Source organism: Variovorax sp. DXTD-1, from assembly GCF_003984625.1.
Classification (GTDB): domain Bacteria; phylum Pseudomonadota; class Gammaproteobacteria; order Burkholderiales; family Burkholderiaceae_C; genus Variovorax.
Map to the genome: position 1 here is coordinate 119,434 of NZ_RWKH01000004.1, position 16,351 is coordinate 135,784.

The window sequence follows — 16,351 nt, forward strand, 5'->3', positions numbered from 1 at the left end:
CCTGCCCTCACTTCGGCTTCTTCTGGTAGCCGGGGTGCCAACGCAGCCACCATTGCTCGAGCCCGCGCGCGAACAGGTCGGCCAGCTTGCCGAGCAGTGCATACAAGAGGATGCCCACCAGCACGATATCGGTCTGCAGGAACTCGCGGGCGTTCATCGTGAGGTAGCCGATGCCGGCCTGCGCCGAGATGGTTTCGGCCACGATCAGAATCACCCACATCAACCCGAGCGAAAAGCGCAAGCCCACCAGAATGGACGACAGCGCGCCCGGCAAGATGACCTCGCGGTACAGCTGCCAGCGAGAGAGACCGTAGGTGCGGCCCATCTCGATCAGCTGCGGATCGACGTTGCGAATGCCGTGAAAGGTGTTGAGGTAGATCGGAAAGAACACCGACACCGAAATGAGGAACAGCTTGGCCGACTCGTCGATGCCAAACCACAGGATCACGAGCGGAATGAGCGCCAGCGCGGGGATGTTGCGCACCATCTGAATGGTCGAATCGAGCAGCGTCTCGAAGAATTTCACCGAGCCCGTCAAGAGGCCCAGCACCAGCCCCGCTCCGCCCCCAATGGCAAGCCCGGAGAGTGCGCGGCCGGCGCTGACCTTGACGTGCGTCCAGAGCTCGCCCGAAACCGCCAGCCCCCAGGCCGCCTTGAGCACGTCCACCGGCGCCGGCAGCACCCGGGTGGAGAGCCAGCCCAGCGATGAAGCAATCTGCCAGAACACGATGAGCCCCACCGGCACGAGCCACGGCACCAGCCGGCCCGCAACGTTGGTGCCGAAGGCCTTGAGCGCTCCGGGGGCGCTCTCTCGCGAAGGCGCGAGCGCCGGCAGTTCCTGCACTTGTTCGGTCATGATGGTCCTTAGCTTTGGGATGCGAAGCGCGAAGGCGCATCGAGATTGGCGACGACTTCGCCGAAGGGCCCGCTCAGCGAGCCACCCGCGAGCCGCGTCTGCGCCCGGCGCGAGAGCAGCGGGAACACCAGCTCTGCGAATCGGTAGGCTTCTTCGAGATGCGGGTAGCCCGAGAGAATGAACTTGTCGAGTCCGAGCGCCGCGTATTCCTCGATGCGCGCTGCCACGGTCTTCGGGTCGCCCACGAGCGCGGTGCCCGCGCCACCGCGCACCAGGCCCACGCCGGCCCAGAGGTTGGGTGAGATTTCAAGTTCGGCACGCGAGCGCATGGCCCCGCCCGCGTGCAGCGCGGCCATGCGGCGCTGGCCTTCGGAGTCCATGCGCGCAAAGGCGGCCTGGGCGCGGATCACGGTTTCGTCATCGACACGGCTGATCAGCTCTTCGGCGGCTTTCCACGCGGCGTCTTCGGTCTCGCGCACGATCACGTGCAGCCGGATGCCGAACTCGACCTTGCGGCCCTTGCGCGCGGCGCGGTTGCGCACGTCGGCAATCTTGCGAGCCACCTCCGCGGGCGGCTCGCCCCATGTGAGATAGGCATCGACCTGCTCGGCCGCGAGCTCGTGCGCGGCAGCCGACGAGCCGCCAAACCACACCGGCGGATAAGGCGCCTGAACCGGCGGAAACAGCAGCTTCGCACCCTTCACGCTCAGGTGCTGCCCTTCGTAGTCGAAAGACTGGCCATCGTGGCTGCGCGCAAGAATCTCGCGCCAGATGCGGATGAACTCGGCCGACTGCTCGTAGCGGGCCGCATGGTCGAGGTAGACGCCATCGCCTTCGAGCTCGGCCTGATCGCCGCCGGTGACCAGGTTCACCAGCAGGCGGCCGCCCGAGAGCCGGTCGAAGGTCGCGGCCATGCGTGCCGCCAGGCTGGGCTGGTGCAGGCCGGGCCGCACCGCGACCAGGAACTTGAGCTTCTTCGTCGCGCCGATCAGGCTCGATGCAATCACCCAGGGGTCTTCGCACGAGCGGCCGGTGGGAATCAGCACCCCCTCATAGCCAAGGTTGTCGGCAGCGCCGGCAATCTGCTGCAGGTGGGCCAGGTCGACCTGGCGCGCGCCTTCGGTCGTGCCGAGATAGCGGCTGTCGCCGTGGGTGGGGAGAAACCAGAATATCTGCATGTCTTCTTTCCGTCGGTTGGCCCGGCGTCAGATGGCAAAGAAAAAGCCGCGCACGCGGGGCAGCGCGAAGCGCAGGCGCGGCAACGCAGCACGGGCACGGCCGGCCCGCGGCTGCTGCGAAATGCCCCAGGCACGCGTGGTCGTGGCAAGCACGCCGGCGGCATGAAGGTGCAAGGCTTCCCGCGTCACGCGATTCCCGCCGGAGCGGCCTCGAGCACGCTGATCTTTCGGGGGATCAGCTTCAGGTCGAAGAAGGTGTCGGCAATCTTTTGCTGTTCGGCGAGGATGGCCTTGGTGATGGGGCCGGTGCCGTAGACCGCGCGCCCCACCGTCAATTCAGCCACCGGTTTCGGCAGCCCCCAGAGGGCCGCCAGCTCGGCGGCAAGATCGTTCTTGTTGGCGATGCCCCAGGCGTCTACCTTGTTGATCTCCTCGATCGCAATCGCCAGCACGTCGGCATTCTTCGCCGCATAGTCGAGCGACGAGAAGTAGTACGAGCGGTTGCCCACCACGCCGGTCGCGTCGGCCAGGAGGCGGGCCTTGAGCGACTTTTCGGCGGCGGCAAGAAACGGGTCCCAGATCACCCATGCATCGACCGAGCCCTTCTCGAAGGCGGCGCGCGCATCGGCCGGCGGCAGGTAGACGAGGTTCAGGTCGCTGTACGCAAGGCCGTGCTTCTCGGCCAGCTTGACGATGAAGTAGTGAACGTTCGAGCCCTTGTTGAGCGCAATCTTCTTTCCCTTCAACTCGGCCACGGTCTTGATGCCCGAGCCCTTGGGCACCAGCACCGCTTCCGATTGCGGGCGCGGCAGCGTTGCGGCCACGTAGGCCAGCGGCGCGCCCGCAGCCTGGGCAAAGATGGGCGGCGCTTCGCCCACGTCGCCGAAGTCGATGGAGCCGACATTCAGCGCTTCGAGCTGCACCGGGCCGGCCGTGAACTCGGTCCACTTGAGCGACACGCCGAGCGGCGCAAGACGCTTCTCGAGCGTGCCGCGGCCCTTGAGGATGCTGAGCAGCCCCTTCTGTTTGCCGATGCGGAACTGACGCGCCGGCGCCTGGGCCAGTGCGCCGAGCGAAGGCAGCGCCACCGCGGCGGCGGCACCCTGCAGCAGGCGGCGGCGCGGAATGGAGATGGAAGTCATGAGATGTCCTTTCGAATGCGGAGGAGCAAGCAAACCGCGCTCAGGCCGAGATGAAGCCGACGATGAGCGCAATGGCGGTCACCACGACCGTGCTGATGGCAAGGTCCCGCAGGGCGTGCCAGATGGAGCGAGGCGGCGTGTCGAGCGCGAAGTCTTCGGTGGCAACGGGATTCACGTGTGGGTTCCTTTGGGCAAAGCTGTCCCCTCGCCGCGTACGGGCGACAAAAAAACGGGAACGGAAATGGGGCTGGCTGGAGGCGGGTTCGACGGAGAACCCGTCAGACGCTACATCGCACGCGGGAAAACGGCACCGGTTCGAAGCCGTGGGTTACCGGCAGCTTCAGCCCTTCGGTCGCCAGCACTTCGACGGCTTCGTTGAGCCGCTCGGCCAGGTCGGCATGCACCTGGTAGGCGTTCTCGGGTGTCAGTGTGATCTGCGAATCGGTCGCGTAGACGCCCGGCAGGATGTGGCGAGCCGAGAGCGCATGCAGCACGGGCCGCAGCGCATAGTCGAGCGCGAGCATGTGGTGCGGGCTGCCGCCGGTGGCCAGCGGCAGCACCGTCTTGCCCTTGAGCGCGTTCTGCGCCAGCAGATCGAGAAAAACCTTGAGCACACCGCTGTAGGCCGCCTTGTAGACCGGCGTTGCCACCACGACCACCCGCGCATGCGCCACCTGCGCAATGGCACGCTCGATGGCCGGGTGGTCCCAGTCGGCCAGCAGCAGCGCCTGTGCCGGCAGATCGCGGATGGCGAGCCGCTCGATTTGCGCATTGCGACCGGCCAGCCGCTCGCCCACGGCCTCGAGCAAGGCGGTTGAACGCGACGGTGCCGAAGGGCTGCCAGCAATCAGGAGAACGGACACTAGGAGCTTTCTTTGTTTTACTTGTAGATCTGGTCGAACGAGCCGCCGTCGGCGAAGTGCGCCTTGTCGGCCTTGGCCCAGCCGCCGAAGGCTTCGTCGATGGAGACCAGCGTGAGCTTGGGAAACTGCTTGTCGTACTTGGCCTTCGCCTTCTCCGAGGTCGGGCGGTAGAAGTTGCGGCCCGCAATGTCCTGGCCTTCGTCCGAATACAGATACTTGAGGTATTCCTCGGCCACGGCACGCGTGCCCTTCTTGTCGACCACCTTGTCGACCACCGCCACGGTCGGCTCGGCCAGGATGGAAATGGAAGGCACCACGATCTCGAACTTCTCGGCGCCGAATTCCTTCAGCGCCAGGAAGGCTTCGTTCTCCCAGGCCAGCAGCACGTCGCCCACGCCGCGCTGCACGAAGGTGATGGTGGAGCCGCGCGCGCCGGTGTCGAGCACGGGCACGTTCTTGAACAGGCTGCCGATGAATTCCTTGGCCTTGGCGTCGCTGCCGTACTTGCGCTTGGCGAATTCCCATGCGGCCAGGTAGTTCCAGCGGGCACCGCCGGAGGTCTTGGGGTTGGGCGTGATCACCTGAACGCCCGGCTTCACCAGGTCGCTCCAGTCCTTCAGGCCCTTGGGGTTGCCCTTTTTCACCAGGAACACGATGGTCGAGGTGTAGGGCGCCGAGTTCTGCGGCAGGCGCTTCTGCCAGCCCTCCTTGACGACCCCGCCGTGCTTGACCAGCGCGTCGATATCGCCACCCAGTGCTAGCGTGGCCACGTCGGCGTCGATGCCGTCGATGATCGAGCGGGCCTGCTTGCCCGAACCGCCGTGCGACTGCTTGATGCTCACGTCCTGGCCGGTCTTTGCCTTCCAGTATTTCGCGAAGGCGCGGTTGTAGTCGACATACAGCTCGCGCGTCGGGTCGTACGACACGTTGAGCAGCGTCACCGGGCCCGCGCCCTGCGCAAACGACGGCAATGCCGTCAGGGCCATGGCACCGGCCACGCCGGCACCCAGGGAAAGCTTGATAAAGTCGCGGCGAAAGCTCATGGTGTCTTATTCAAAAAGGCATATCGATGAAGCTGCGTATTCTGAATACGACATATAGAAACTGGAACGACCGAGTTCTCAGTTCTAAATAGCAAAATCAACTAAGCAACCGCTTTCCCCACCAGAGGCAATCAAAAATGGCACGCATGGTTCAGTGCATCAAGCTCGGCAAAGAAGCCGAAGGGCTCGACTTTCCGCCCTATCCCGGAGAACTGGGCAAGCGCCTGTGGGAGAACGTCAGCAAGGAAGCCTGGGCCGCCTGGCTCAAGCAGCAGACGATGCTGGTCAATGAAAACCGGCTGAATCTGGCCGATCTGCGCGCTCGCCAATACCTTGCCCGTCAGATGGAAAAGCACTTCTTCGGCGAAGGCGCCGACGTCGCCCAGGGCTACGTCCCACCCTCGAACTAAGCCCGCCTTGGCCGCCGAGCCCGTCGCCTGGCGTGCCGATGAGGTGCCGCGCAGCGAGCGCTGGGGCGACATCTATCACACCGAAACCGGGGCGCCGGCGCAGGCTCGCCACGTGTTTCTGGGCGGCTGCGGCCTGCCCGAGGCATGGTCTGGACGGCCGAAATGGCTGATTCTCGAAACCGGATTCGGACTGGGCCTCAATTTCCTGACAACCTGGCAAGCGTGGCGCGCGGACGCGAACCGGCCGCGCATGCTGCACTTCGTCTCGGTCGATGCGCACCCGGCCGGGCCTGAAGACCTGTTGCGCGCCGCCGGGGCTTACCCCGAACTGATGCCGCTGGCCGAGGAGCTGGCTGCGCAGTGGCACGGACTGCTGCCGGGCTTTCACCGGCTGGCCTTCGAAGCGGGCCGCATGCTGCTCACGCTGTGCATCGGCGACGTGCAACCGATGCTGCGCGCGCAGCGTTTCGAGGCCGACAGCATCTTTCTCGACGGTTTCAGCCCCGAGCAGAACCCTGCCATGTGGTCGCCCGACACGCTCAAGGCTGTGTCGCGCTTTGCCCGCCAGGGCACCGGCATTGCCACCTGGACCTATGCCCGGGCGGTACGCGATGCGCTTTCGCAGAACGGTTTCCAGCTCGAAAGGCGCCCGGGCCTGCCGCCCAAGCGCGACTGCCTGGGCGGCGTGTTCGCGCCTGCCTGGACGGTGCGCCGCCGCGGCCCCATGCCTGAGCATGTCGAAACGTCTGGCCGCTGCGCCGTCATCGGTGCCGGGCTGGCCGGCGCGGCCGTTGCCGCCAGCCTCGCGCGGCGCGGGTGGCGGGTCATGGTGCTCGATGCGGCCGACCGCCCTGCCGCCGGCGCTTCCGGCCTGCCGGTCGGCGTGCTGGCGCCGCATGTTTCGCCCGACGATGCCCTGCTCTCGCGGCTTACGCGCGCCGGCATCCGTGCCACCTGGCTGGAACTGGAGCGCCTGCTGGAAGAAGGCCGCGACTGGCGCGCCAGCGGCGTGCTGGAGCGCCGGCCTGAAGGCGACACGCGCGTGCCCGCCGGGTGGAGCGACAGCGGCCCGAACGAGTCGTCGCCCGCCAGCGCCGCGCAACTGGCGAGTGCCGGCTTGCCGGCCGACGCGCCCGCGCTCTGGCATGCACGCGCGGGCTGGGTGCGCCCCTCCAGTTTGATCGAAGCGTGGCTGCGTGAGCCGGGCATCGAGTTTCGCGGCAACGCGGCGGTCGCACGCCTGTCACGCAGCGCGATCGGCTGGCAACTCTGGGACGCCGCCGATCGGTTGCTGGCCGAAGCTGACCGTGTGGTCGTTGCAGCGGGCTACGAATCGGGCCGCTTCGCACCGGGCCTTCCGCTGCAGCCGGTGCGCGGGCAAGTCGCGTGGGGCCGCATGGCGGACGACCTTGCATTGCCAACCACGCCGCTCAACGGCGACGGCCATCTGATTGCCCATGTGCCCGAAGATGAAGGCGCCCTGCTCTGGCTCGCCGGCGCCACCTTCGACCGGGACAGCACCAACCTGGCCCCTCGGGCGACCGATGCCGAGGCAAACCGGGAGCGCCTGGAACGCCTGCACCCCGGCGTCGCGGCATCGCTGGCACCGGCTTTCGAGCATGGCGAGGCCGAGACGTGGGTAGGCGTTCGTTGCGCCTCGGGCGACCGCCGCCCGCTAGTCGGCCCGCTGGACGAGGCTGGCCTCTGGGCCTGCACCGCGCTGGGCTCGCGCGGCCTCAGCTTTGCGGCGCTGTGCGCCGAGCTGCTGGCCGCGCAATGGCATGGCGAGCCCCTGCCGCTGCCCGCCACGCTGGCGAAAGCCCTCGGCACGCAAAGAGTCGGCCCCTAGGCGCCAATCTGGCCGGCTGGCGCCAGCATGTGGTCGATCTTGCTGTCGCCGTAGATGCGCACCACCTCGGAGATGACGACCTTGTAGCCGTCGAGCCAATTCGCCTGCGCCGCCTTGGCTTGCTGGTGCACGGGATGCTGGATGAGCGCCTGCAGCGCATCAAGTGAATCCCAGTAGTAGACGTTCGACACCAGCCCATTGCTCGCGTTCTCCCAGGTCTCTTCGCCCAGATAGCCGGGCAGCGACTTTGCGGCCGCCGCGATGGTCTGGTCGAGACGGTGGAATTCGTCGTCGAACTGCTTCTTGGCAAAAATGAAAGTGGCGGAGTACATGTGGCGTCGATGCGGTGGTGAAGGCCGTTCGGGCGCCGATTCTGCGGCATAGGCCCGCGGCAAGCCAACGGAAAGCCACCGCTCGCCCCGCCGACACGTGAGAATGCACCGCATGGCCATTCAGTACGACATCACGCACACCACCGTCTACCGCTACAAGAAACCGGTGACCTTCGGGCTGCACCGCGTCATGTTCCGGCCCCGCGACAGCCATGACCTGCGGGTGCTGGCCACCGACCTGCAGGTGAGCCCGCAGTCGTTCACGCGGCTGATCCAGGACCCGCACTCCAACTCGGTCGCGCTGGTGCAACCCATGGGCGAGGCCACCGAGCTGCGCATCGTTTGCTCCTTCACCATCGAGCACGTGCCGGCGCAGCAAGACCAGCTTGCGCTCGACCCGGCCGCCGAGTTCCTGCCGTTTGCCTATTCAGTGCAGGAACGCCTCGACCTCGAGCACTACCTGCGTCCGCATCATGACGATGACGCCAACGGCACGCTGATCCGCTGGGCCCACCAGTTCCTGCATACCGACAAGCCCAACAGCACGCGCGAAGTGCTCACGCGCATGAACGCGCACATCGGCCAGAGCCTCGAATACAAGGCGCGCGACGAGGAAGGCACGCAAACGCCGCTCCAGACGCTGGCCCTCGGCAGCGGCAGCTGCCGCGACTACGCGCTGCTGATGATGGAGGCCGCCCGGCGGCTGGGCATTGCCACCCGTTTTGTCTCGGGCTACCTCTACGACGCCGCGCTCGACCGCGCGGCCCAGTCGCCCGGTGAATCGATGACCGGTGCCGGCACCACGCACGCCTGGCTGCAGGCCTACCTGCCGGGCGTCGGCTGGCTGGCGTTCGACCCCACCAACAACCTTATGGGCAGTGGCCAGCTGATCCGCGTCGGCGTCACGCGCGACCCGGCGCAGGCGGCGCCGATCTCCGGCAGCTGGTATGGCGACGCCGAAGCCTACGACGGGTTGGAGGCCACAGTGGTGGTCACGCGCCGCAAGGAGTGACGCCTCCACGCACTGGCATGGCGCTGGTGTCGCGTACGAGATAGCAGCTACGGGAAAGCCCGGGCCGATGCGCCCGGCAACGCCCCTACGCTGCGCCGCCGGTCCAGCGAAATAGCACGGTCGTTCTCTACGGCCTGGCGATGCACCGCTGCGCCGGGCTTCTTCTTCCCAATACCACAAGAACGGAGAGAGACATCCCATGCATTCCGCGCGCCTGACATTACTTGCCCTTGCAGCCAGCCTTGCCGTCGCATCCTGCGGCGGTGGTGGCGGCGGGGGCGGCTTTGCGTTCACCCCGCTGCCGCCGGCCCCGGCCCCGGCCCCGGCCCCGGCCCCAGCGCCGCCCCCTCCTCCTCCACCGCCCCCGCCGCCGCCCGAAGAGACGCGCCTGCAAGACAGCCGTAACTCGTTTGCGCCCGCAGATGCTTCAGCCACCACCTTTGCGGCGCTCGCCTCGGACGCCAGCGACACCGTCGACAACGCCACCACCAGCCGCTGGGCCGGCATGCTCGGCGGCGCGCAGTACCGCGTCGAGGTGCCCGCCAACTGGAACGGCAAGCTCGTGATGTACGCGCATGGATATGCCGGTGACGGCAATCTGCTGGTGGTGAGCAATCCCTCGATCCGCCGCTACCTCATCCAGAACGGCTACGCCTGGGCCGCATCGAGCTACAGCAAGAACTTCTATGACGTGCGCGCCGGCGTGGAAGACACCAACGCGCTGGCCCTGCAGTTCAACGCCATTGCCAAGGCCAACGGCCGCGAACTCGCTGCGCCTTCAAAAATCTACATCACGGGCCATTCGATGGGCGGCCACATCACCGCGGCGGCCATCGAGGACGAGGCTTTCGCCACGGCCAACCACAAGGTCAAATACAACGGCGCAGTGCCGATGTGCGGCGTGCTCGGCGATACCGAGCTGTTCGACTACTTTGCAGGCGCACAGATCGCCGCACAGGCACTGGCAGGTCTGCCCAAGTACCCGACCGTCAACTGGCTGGACATCAGGACGCAGGTCACGGCCACGCTCTACACGGCCTTTCCGGGCACCCCCACGGCCACCGGCCTGAAGTTCGGCTCGGTGGTGAAGAACCTCACGGGCGGCGAGCGGCCGATGTTCGACCTGGGCTTCACGCAGGGCGGCTCGTTCGCTGCGGTCTGGGGCGTGTTCGGCAGCGACGGCACCGTCAATGGCATCCTGAACAAGAGCACGCTCGACACCAACCGCTTCACCTACACCATCGACGGCGACGTGGCGGGAACGACGGCGCTGAACGCATCGGTGCTCAAGCTCACCGCGGCGCCCGACGCCAACCGGCTGCGCACCGACGGCCTGCGCTGGATTCCCAAGGCGAACGGCGAATTCAAGATCCCGGTGGTATCGCTGCACACGCTGGGCGACCTGTACGTGCCCTTCAGCATGCAGCAGATCTACCGCCAGCGCGTTGCGGCCAAGGGCAACGGCGACTGGCTGGTGCAGCGCGCCGTGCGCGGCATCTCCCATTGCGACTTCACGATCGCCGAGCAGGTCGAAGCCTTCGACGCCATGATCAAGTGGGAGCGCGACGGCGTGAAGCCGGCGGGTGACGATGTGGTCACGGCTGCCACGGTGGCAAACCCGGCCTACGGCTGCACCTTCACTCGCCCACTCGGCGCGGTGGACGAAAGCCCCACCAGTCAGGCAACGCGGCCGGGTGCGGCGGCGGCGCGGCCCTGCCCGCCCTGAGCGGCAATTGAGCGATCTCTGATCAGCACGCAAGCGGCTGCGCTGCTTGCGCTGTCGGTTTCAGGGCGGCGCTCCCGCCGGCGGGGTACCTTCAGCTCGATTCAAGCCCATCCGCCAAGGCGTCGTATTCGCCGCGACGCGCGGCCTGATTGCAACGGGCGCGGTGCACGAGCGCCTTCTGCGCCACAGCGACATTGGCGGCGTCACCCTTCCATGCATCCAGCGCCGGCTGCTGAACGGCGCGCGAGTATGAGAACGCCAGCGCCCAGGGCAGCCGCGAAGCGAACCGCGCGTTCATGGCGTTCAACCGTGCCGAAGCAAGCTCTGCCGACTGGCCGCCCGAAAGGAACGCGATGCCCGGCACGGCCGCGGGCACGGTGCGCAGCAGGCAGGTCACTGTGGCGTCGGCCACCTCGTCCACGCTCTCCTGGATCGGGCAGGCCTGGCCGGGCAAGACCATGTTGGGCTTCAAGAGCATGCCCTCCAGCAGCACGCCCTGCAAACGCAATTGAACGAAGACCGCATGCAGCGTTTCTTCGGTGATTTCCGCGCAGCGTGCGAGGAAATGGTCCCCGTCCATCAGCACTTCGGGTTCGACGATGGGAACCAGCCCGGCCTCCTGGCACAGGGCCGCGTAGCGGGCCAGCGCATGGGCATTGACCTCGATGCACGCACGGCTCGGCAAGCCGGCACCGGGGGTGATGACGCCGCGCCATTTGGCAAAGCGTGCCCCCATGCCGGCGTACTCGGCGAGCCGCTCGCGAAGGCCGTCCAGGCCCTCGGTCACCGTCTCTCCCGGGTGGCCCGCCAGAGGCTTCGCGCCCGTGTCGACCTTGATGCCCGGAATGATGCCCGCCGCCTCGAGTGCCGAGACAAAGGTCGCGCCCCCGCTCGTGCGCTGCCGGATGGTTTCGTCGAAAAGAATCGCGCCGCTGATGCTTGCGCCGAGGCCGGGCGCGGTCACGATCAGCTCGCGCCAGCTGCGGCGTGCGTCTTCGGTCTGGGGAATGTTGAGCTTCGCAAAGCGCTTGTGGCAGGTGGCGTTGCTCTCGTCCATGGCAAGCAAGCCCTTGTCGCCGGCAACCAGCGCCTGTGCGGTATCGATCAATGCCTGTGCAGTCATGATGCTGTGGCCCTCGCTTGCGAATGATCGTACGCCTCTGCCCGGCCTCCGGCTAGATCACGTTCTTCTCGACCAGCGGCCTGTTTTCGAGAATGCGCGCGAACGACACCGGCGACAGGTCGAGGCTGCGGTATTCGCCGTAGCGGATGAGCTCCGCCACGCCACGCCCCGCCGCAGGGCATTGCTGCAGCCCATGGCCCGAAAAGCCGTTGGCAAAGTAGAGGTTGTCGCAATCCGGGTGCAGCCCGAGGATCGCGTTGTGGTCGAAAACGTTCATCTCGTAGTAGCCGGCCCACGCGCTCGTCATGCGAATGGCCTCGAACACCGGCACGCGCGCGGCCAGCGCCGGCCAGATGAAGTCTTCGAAAACGCGGTAGTCGACCTCGAGCGGCGCATCGTCGCGGTCCCTGTCCTGCGGCGGCGCAAAGCCGCAGATGAAACGGCGGCCTTCAGGGCGCAGCCAGATGCCCGATGTGTCGATGATCAGCGGGCAGCCCGGCAAGGTCTCGGGGCACGAAAAGCTGAACACCATGCGGCGGCGCCCGCGCACCGGCAAGTCGATGCCGGCCCAGCCGGCCACCTTGGCGGCCCATGCGCCCGCTGCGTTGACCACCACGTCGGCCTCGATCGGGTCCCCGATGTCCAGCTCCACGCCCGTGAGCGCGCGGCCGCTGCGCTGCAGCCCGGTCGCCTTTGCCTGCACATAGCGCGCGCCCTGTGAAATGGCCTTCTTTCGAAACGCCTGCAGCAGACTGTAGCCGTCGTACCAGCCCTCGCCCGAAAGGCCCAGCGAAGCCAGCGCGATGCCTTCGGTCGAAATCCACGGAAACCGGGCTTTCAGCTGTTCGGGCGTCATCAGGACCACGTCGACACGATGCGCCTTCTGCGTTGCATGGTTCTCCCGCAGCACCTCGACGCCCTCCGGAGGGGCCAGGTACAGGTATCCGGGCTCGACCAGGCCGATGTCGGGCACGTTGTCGCCCACGCGCAGGGTTTGGCCAAGCCTGCGAAAAAAGTCGATGCCGTAGAGCGACATCTCGATGTTGATGGCGGTGGAGAACTGCTGCCGGATCGAACTCGCCGACAAGGCAGACGACGCCTGCGTGTACGAGAAATCGCGCTCGACCACGGTCACGTCGAACGGCTCCTCCGACGGATCCTGGTTCAGAAAATAGGCAATGGCGGAACCGATGGCCCCGCCGCCGATGATCACCACACGACGCATGAAATACCTTTCTTGCTGCTTGCTGCTCGCCGACAGGTCCATTCTTACAAGCGCCGCGAAAAATCGCGAGACCGAACCGCAGAATAGCAACGATGAGAAAAGACATTCCCAATCTGGGTGCACTGCAAGCCTTCGAGGCCTCGGCGCGCCTGGGGAGCTTCACCCGGGCCGCGGCCGAGCTGGCGCTGACGCAAAGCGCCGTCGGGCGGCAGGTGGCCACGCTCGAGCAACGGCTGGGCGTGCCGCTGTTTTCGCGCGTGCGCCGGCGGCTTACGCTTACCGACACCGGGCGCGAATACGCGGCGCGCATTCGCCGGCATCTGGACCAGATCCGGCGCGACACGCTGGAAATCAGTGCCGGCCACGACATGGGTTTTGTGCTCGAAGTGGCCGTGGTGCCCACCTTCGCCACCCAATGGCTGATTCCGCGGCTGCCCGATTTCAGCCGGCAGCACCCCAACATCACGGTCAATCTCTCGGTACGCACGCAGCCCTTCTCGTTCCAGGAAAACGCCTATGACGCCGCCATCTATTTCGGCGACCAGTTCTGGCCGAGCACGCAGGGCGGGCTGATCTTTTCCGAAGGCGAGATGGTCCCCGTGTGCAGCCCGGCGTTCCGCGATGCCAACGGGCCATGGAACGAAGCGGCCTTCGGGCGTTGCCGCCATGTGCACCTGAGCACCCGCGCGCACGCCTGGCGCGACTGGTATGCGCAGCAGGGCTGGGACTACACGCTGCACGCCTCGCGTGGCCCGCGCTACGAGCTCTTCACCATGGTGACCGCCGCAGCGGCGGCCGGCATGGGTGTCGGCCTGGCCCCGCGCCTTTTGATCGAGCGCGAACTGCGAACTGGCGAACTCGTGGTACCGATCGACCGGCACCTGGAGGTCAGCCAAGGGTATTACTTCGCCTACCCCGAAGGCCCGCCGGCTTCAGGGGCGCTCGAGAACTTCAAGGGCTGGGTGCTCAGCCTTACGCCCGGTTGAAAGGCCCCGAGCAGGGCTCATAAGATTCGCCGGTTGCAAAGAAGCCTCCACATGAACATTGCCCTCGAACACCCCGACCAGCCCGATGTCGTCCAGCTCATCGAAGCACTCGACGCCTACCAGAAGCCGCTCTATCCGCCCGAGTGCCACTACGGCATCGACATTGCCGCGCTGTCGGCGGCGCACGTGCTGTTTGCGGTTGCGCGCGACGAGCGCGGAGCGGCCGTGGGCTGCGGCGCCATGGTGCTGGAGCCCGCCTACGGCGAGCTCAAGCGGATGTTCGTGCGGCCGGAAAACCGCGGGCAAGGCGTTGCCGCGAGGGTGCTGGCCTTTCTCGAAGCCGAGGCAATCGGCAAGGGATGCACGCGATTCGCGCTCGAGACCGGCATCAGCCAGCCGGAAGCGCTGGCTTTCTACGCCAGCGCGGGCTACTTGAGGCGCGGGCCGTTCGGGGCCTACCCCGACGATCCATACAGCGTGTTCATGGAAAAAGGCGTCGCCTAGCCTCCGGCCGGCCATCTTCGCGCCCTCTCGCATCGGCCTCTCACGGGCCCGAAATTTGCTCATTCGATCAAAAATGACAGAAAATTTTCTTTTTTGTCTTATATTTGTAAACTCATTTTCATCAAACGCTCTCCTTTGGAGTGCACGGCCCCACGAATGAGCACCAACGTAGACACCACCGGCACCACCGTGGCCCAGCGCATCGCGCAGGCCCTGCCGCGGCTGACGCGTTCGCACCGCCAAGTGGCCGACTACGTGCTGGAACACCCTCTGCAGGTCGCCACGCTGCCGATCGATGAGCTGGCAGCGGTGGTGGGCGTGTCGGTTGCCACGGCCAACCGCTTTGCCCGCGCGTTGGACTTCGACGGCTACGCCACCTTTCGGGCTGAGCTCGTGCGCGGCTTCGAATCGCTGGTGGCGCCGGTGGAGCGCTTGCGCGGGAACCTCGAGCATCCGACCACGGTCGCCGAGGTGTTTGCCACCGCGCTGGACGAGAGCCGCCGCAACATCGAAGCCACGCGCCAATCGCTGGACTATGCCGCCTGCGAGGCCGCGGTGCAGCGCATCCTGAAGGCGCGGTCGGTGTACATCGGCGGCTTTGGCGCCAGCGCATGGCTGGCGGGGCTGCTGCAGCACGGCCTCGACGGCAGCTGCAACGACGTGCGAATGCTCTCCAGCGTGAGCGGCGTGACGCATGCGGCGCGCACGCTCATGCATGCGGGGCCGCAGGACCTGTTCATCGGCCTCACCTTTCCGCGCTACCTCACCGACACGGTGGCGCTGGCGCAGATTGCGCGCGGCCAGGGCTGCGCCGTGCTGGCGTTGACCGACAGGCCGAGCTCGCCGCTGGCGCCGCTGGCTGACGTGGCGCTTTATTGCCAGACCGAAACCAGCTACCGGCCGAACTGCGAAACCAGCGTGCTGGCATTGATCGAGGCGCTGACCAGCGCGGTGGCGCTGCGTGCGCCCCGTGCGGTGCAGTCCGCGAGCCGCATCCTGCAAGCGGTGCGCCCCTGGCTGCATGGCGCGCAAGGCCTGGCGCGGGCGGAATTTGCCGCGCAACCAGCCAGTGCCGCCTCGGCCGGCGCCCGAAAGAAAAAGAAGAAATCCTCCTCATGAAGAACAGCAGCAACATCCCGGTCATCGCCATTCACGGCGGAGCCGGAACCATCAGCGCCGCAACGACCAGCGCCGCCCAGGCGCAGGCTTACCACGACGCGCTGCAGAACATCATGCGTGCCGCACAGGCAGCGCTGCTCAAGGGCGCATCCGCGCTCGACGCCACCTGCCTCGCGGTCGAACTGCTCGAAGAGTGCCCGCTCTTCAACGCGGGCCACGGTGCGGTTTTCACGCACGACGAAACCCACGAGCTCGATGCCGCCGTGATGGACGGCGCAACCCTGGCCGCGGGCGCGATTGCCGGGGTCTGCCACATTCGCCGCCCGGTGCGCGCCGCGCGCGCCGTGCTCGAAGACGGCGCCCATGTGCTGCTGGCCGGCGCGGGCGCCGAAGCCTTTGCGCGCGAGCGCGGGCTCGAAATGGTCGGGCCCTTTTTCTTTTCGACCGAGGCGCGCCGCCAGCAGCTCTACCGCGTGCGCGACACCGGCCGCGTGGTGACCGACCACGAAGGTGCCGCCATGACGCCGCCGCTCGACGAAGACAAGAAGTTCGGCACCGTGGGCGCCGTGGCGCTCGACATGCACGGCCACCTGGCCGCGGCCACCTCGACCGGCGGGATGACCAACAAGCGCGTCGGCCGCATCGGCGACACCCCGCTCATCGGCGCCGGCACCTATGCGGACGACCGCACCGCCGCCGTCTCGTGCACCGGCAGCGGCGAAATGTTCATCCGCGTTGCGGCCGCCTACGACATTTGTGCGCGCATGGCCTACGGCGGCGCCACGCTCGAAGACGCCGCCCGTGCCGTGGTGCACCAGTCGCTACCCGCCATCGGCGGCACTGGCGGACTGATCGCCATCGACCGCCACGGCAACCTGAGCCTCGCTTTCAACAGCGAAGGCATGTACCGCGGCCATGCCCGCGGCGACGAAGCCCCCGTGACGGCCATCTTCGCCTGACGCGCACTCTCTCTTTCTTGCATC

General features: G+C 66.9%; 18 protein-coding genes. 8 read left to right on the plus strand and 10 right to left on the minus strand.

From position 1 onward, the window contains the following. Positions 1-7: 7 nt before the first annotated feature. From ssuC to EJI00_RS05285, 7 genes are all read right to left on the minus strand, one after another. The gene (gene ssuC / locus EJI00_RS05265; protein ID WP_126746419.1) at positions 8-856 is read right to left on the minus strand and encodes an aliphatic sulfonate ABC transporter permease SsuC; all 849 of its coding nucleotides are present in this window, start codon (positions 854-856) and stop codon (positions 8-10) included. 8 nt (positions 857-864) lie between these two features. Beyond that, entirely contained in the window at positions 865-2,034 is a 1,170-nt protein-coding gene (gene ssuD / locus EJI00_RS05270) for an FMNH2-dependent alkanesulfonate monooxygenase (RefSeq protein WP_126746420.1), read from the minus strand. Positions 2,035-2,061: 27 nt separating this feature from the next. Next, on the minus strand, positions 2,062-2,223 hold the full coding sequence (locus EJI00_RS25020) for a hypothetical protein (protein ID WP_221885025.1): 162 nt from the start codon (positions 2,221-2,223) through the stop codon (positions 2,062-2,064). After that, positions 2,220-3,176 carry a sulfonate ABC transporter substrate-binding protein gene (locus tag EJI00_RS05275; RefSeq protein ID WP_126746421.1) on the minus strand — a complete coding sequence of 319 codons (957 nt, stop codon included), beginning with the start codon at positions 3,174-3,176 and terminating at the stop codon, positions 2,220-2,222. Before EJI00_RS05275 ends, EJI00_RS25020 begins: the two co-directional genes overlap by 4 nt. A gap of 40 nt (positions 3,177-3,216) precedes the next feature. Continuing rightward, a complete protein-coding gene (locus EJI00_RS25335; protein WP_260590461.1) occupies positions 3,217-3,351 on the minus strand; it encodes a hypothetical protein in 135 nt (44 codons plus the stop codon). Between the two features lie 103 nt (positions 3,352-3,454). Beyond that, a complete protein-coding gene (ssuE, locus tag EJI00_RS05280; protein ID WP_126746422.1) occupies positions 3,455-4,039 on the minus strand; it encodes an NADPH-dependent FMN reductase in 585 nt (194 codons plus the stop codon). 17 nt (positions 4,040-4,056) lie between these two features. Beyond that, entirely contained in the window at positions 4,057-5,082 is a 1,026-nt protein-coding gene (locus EJI00_RS05285) for a sulfate ABC transporter substrate-binding protein (RefSeq protein WP_126746423.1), read from the minus strand. A 137-nt stretch (positions 5,083-5,219) separates the two neighbouring features. Here EJI00_RS05285 and EJI00_RS05290 point away from each other — a divergent pair, with 137 nt between their 5' ends. Together EJI00_RS05290 and mnmC are read left to right on the plus strand one after the other, a co-directional pair. Then, positions 5,220-5,492 carry an oxidative damage protection protein gene (locus EJI00_RS05290; RefSeq protein ID WP_012748083.1) on the plus strand — a complete coding sequence of 91 codons (273 nt, stop codon included), beginning with the start codon at positions 5,220-5,222 and terminating at the stop codon, positions 5,490-5,492. Positions 5,493-5,499: 7 nt separating this feature from the next. Then, positions 5,500-7,341 (plus strand): FAD-dependent 5-carboxymethylaminomethyl-2-thiouridine(34) oxidoreductase MnmC, encoded by a 1,842-nt coding sequence (mnmC, locus tag EJI00_RS05295; protein ID WP_126746424.1) that lies wholly within the window; start codon positions 5,500-5,502, stop codon positions 7,339-7,341. Here mnmC and EJI00_RS05300 read toward each other — a convergent pair. Then, positions 7,338-7,673, minus strand: a complete 336-nt coding sequence (locus EJI00_RS05300; protein WP_126746425.1) for an antibiotic biosynthesis monooxygenase family protein — start codon at positions 7,671-7,673, stop codon at positions 7,338-7,340. The genes mnmC and EJI00_RS05300 overlap by 4 nt on opposite strands. 112 nt (positions 7,674-7,785) lie before the next feature. On the opposite strand from EJI00_RS05300, the gene EJI00_RS05305 reads away from it, so the two are divergent. Continuing rightward, complete coding sequence (locus tag EJI00_RS05305; RefSeq protein ID WP_260590462.1) at positions 7,786-8,685, plus strand: transglutaminase-like domain-containing protein; 900 nt, start codon at positions 7,786-7,788, stop codon at positions 8,683-8,685. A 199-nt stretch (positions 8,686-8,884) separates the two neighbouring features. After that, positions 8,885-10,411, plus strand: coding sequence for an alpha/beta hydrolase family protein (locus tag EJI00_RS05310; protein ID WP_126746426.1), 1,527 nt, complete (start codon positions 8,885-8,887; stop codon positions 10,409-10,411). 91 nt (positions 10,412-10,502) lie between these two features. On the opposite strand, the gene EJI00_RS05315 is transcribed toward EJI00_RS05310, so the two are convergent. Together EJI00_RS05315 and EJI00_RS05320 are read right to left on the minus strand one after the other, a co-directional pair. Then, a complete protein-coding gene (locus EJI00_RS05315) occupies positions 10,503-11,534 on the minus strand; it encodes a class I fructose-bisphosphate aldolase (protein WP_126746427.1) in 1,032 nt (343 codons plus the stop codon). A 52-nt stretch (positions 11,535-11,586) separates the two neighbouring features. After that, positions 11,587-12,759 (minus strand): NAD(P)/FAD-dependent oxidoreductase, encoded by a 1,173-nt coding sequence (locus EJI00_RS05320; protein WP_126746428.1) that lies wholly within the window; start codon positions 12,757-12,759, stop codon positions 11,587-11,589. Positions 12,760-12,851: 92 nt separating this feature from the next. Between EJI00_RS05320 and EJI00_RS05325 the strand changes: the two genes are divergently transcribed. The 4 genes from EJI00_RS05325 (at position 12,852) to EJI00_RS05340 (ending at position 16,327) form a co-directional block, all read left to right on the plus strand. Continuing rightward, positions 12,852-13,745, plus strand: coding sequence for a LysR substrate-binding domain-containing protein (locus EJI00_RS05325; protein ID WP_126746429.1), 894 nt, complete (start codon positions 12,852-12,854; stop codon positions 13,743-13,745). A gap of 51 nt (positions 13,746-13,796) precedes the next feature. After that, entirely contained in the window at positions 13,797-14,249 is a 453-nt protein-coding gene (locus EJI00_RS05330; RefSeq protein ID WP_126746430.1) for a GNAT family N-acetyltransferase, read from the plus strand. Between the two features lie 156 nt (positions 14,250-14,405). Continuing rightward, entirely contained in the window at positions 14,406-15,368 is a 963-nt protein-coding gene (locus EJI00_RS05335) for a MurR/RpiR family transcriptional regulator (RefSeq protein ID WP_126746431.1), read from the plus strand. After that, on the plus strand, positions 15,365-16,327 hold the full coding sequence (locus EJI00_RS05340; RefSeq protein ID WP_126746432.1) for an isoaspartyl peptidase/L-asparaginase family protein: 963 nt from the start codon (positions 15,365-15,367) through the stop codon (positions 16,325-16,327). Before EJI00_RS05335 ends, EJI00_RS05340 begins: the two co-directional genes overlap by 4 nt. Positions 16,328-16,351: the final 24 nt, after the last annotated feature.

What these genes read in the sequence shown, in the direction of transcription:
- EJI00_RS05300 (WP_126746425.1), bottom strand. Translation starts at nt 7,673, where the DNA reads ATGTACTCCGCCACTTTCATTTTTGCCAAGAAGCAGTTCGACGACGAA.
- EJI00_RS05315 (WP_126746427.1), bottom strand. Translation starts at nt 11,534, where the DNA reads ATGACTGCACAGGCATTGATCGATACCGCACAGGCGCTGGTTGCCGGC.
- EJI00_RS05335 (WP_126746431.1), top strand. Translation starts at nt 14,406, where the DNA reads ATGAGCACCAACGTAGACACCACCGGCACCACCGTGGCCCAGCGCATC.
- ssuD (WP_126746420.1), bottom strand. Translation starts at nt 2,034, where the DNA reads ATGCAGATATTCTGGTTTCTCCCCACCCACGGCGACAGCCGCTATCTC.
- EJI00_RS05275 (WP_126746421.1), bottom strand. Translation starts at nt 3,176, where the DNA reads ATGACTTCCATCTCCATTCCGCGCCGCCGCCTGCTGCAGGGTGCCGCC.
- EJI00_RS05285 (WP_126746423.1), bottom strand. Translation starts at nt 5,082, where the DNA reads ATGAGCTTTCGCCGCGACTTTATCAAGCTTTCCCTGGGTGCCGGCGTG.
- ssuC (WP_126746419.1), bottom strand. Translation starts at nt 856, where the DNA reads ATGACCGAACAAGTGCAGGAACTGCCGGCGCTCGCGCCTTCGCGAGAG.
- EJI00_RS05330 (WP_126746430.1), top strand. Translation starts at nt 13,797, where the DNA reads ATGAACATTGCCCTCGAACACCCCGACCAGCCCGATGTCGTCCAGCTC.
- EJI00_RS05310 (WP_126746426.1), top strand. Translation starts at nt 8,885, where the DNA reads ATGCATTCCGCGCGCCTGACATTACTTGCCCTTGCAGCCAGCCTTGCC.
- EJI00_RS05305 (WP_260590462.1), top strand. Translation starts at nt 7,786, where the DNA reads ATGGCCATTCAGTACGACATCACGCACACCACCGTCTACCGCTACAAG.
- EJI00_RS05320 (WP_126746428.1), bottom strand. Translation starts at nt 12,759, where the DNA reads ATGCGTCGTGTGGTGATCATCGGCGGCGGGGCCATCGGTTCCGCCATT.
- EJI00_RS05340 (WP_126746432.1), top strand. Translation starts at nt 15,365, where the DNA reads ATGAAGAACAGCAGCAACATCCCGGTCATCGCCATTCACGGCGGAGCC.
- EJI00_RS05325 (WP_126746429.1), top strand. Translation starts at nt 12,852, where the DNA reads ATGAGAAAAGACATTCCCAATCTGGGTGCACTGCAAGCCTTCGAGGCC.
- EJI00_RS05290 (WP_012748083.1), top strand. Translation starts at nt 5,220, where the DNA reads ATGGCACGCATGGTTCAGTGCATCAAGCTCGGCAAAGAAGCCGAAGGG.